1 pseudogene is annotated in these 644 nt (G+C 68.3%); it reads left to right on the top strand.

The features are described 5' to 3' along the window. Positions 1–108: 108 nt before the first annotated feature. Positions 109–644, top strand: a pseudogene (locus tag QMA10_RS17620) (hypothetical protein); the annotation flags it as partial.

A 644-nucleotide genomic window follows, 5' to 3' on the forward strand; every position in this document is an offset into this window, starting at 1 on the left:
GTGAAGGCCAGGCGGTTGCGGGAGAAAACCTATCCGGAGACCATTCCGGTCCGGCACAGGACCGCTTTCGAGGCGCGGCGGGTATGTTTGGTGCCGGATGAGGACGGCATGTCGTGGTTGTCGGCGTTGTTGCCGGCAGCACGCGCCCAGCTGATTTTCACGCAGTTGAGCACTGCGGCCCGGGGTGAGCAGTCGGCCGGAGACCCGCGGGGTGTGGACCAGTTACGGGCTGATATTTTGGCTGACCTGCTCGAGGGGGACCCGGACGTGGACGATGGTGCGGATACCGGAAGCAGGGGCCGGAGGCAGGACGAAACACCCACCGATGACGATTCGAATTGCTACGGCAGAAGCACTCCCGACGGCCAGGCCTCCGACGGCCAGGCCTCCGACGGCCAGGCCTCCGACGGCCGGGCCTCCGCCGGCACAGGCCATGCCTCCGCCGGTTCCGGCCCTGCCGCCACCAGCGAAGACGACCACAGCCGCGCCGCTAAAGACCGGGTCAGGGCCCGCACCGAAATCCTGGTCCTCATCACCGCCGAAACCCTCTTCGGGGCCGATGAACAACCTGCGGAGCTGCACGGGTACGGGCCGATCAGTCCGGAAACCGCCCGCCGGCTGGCCCGGGAGGCAGCCCGCTGGAC

Source organism: Arthrobacter sp. APC 3897, from assembly GCF_030407495.1.
In the GTDB taxonomy this organism is placed as follows: Bacteria; Actinomycetota; Actinomycetes; order Actinomycetales; family Micrococcaceae; genus Arthrobacter_B.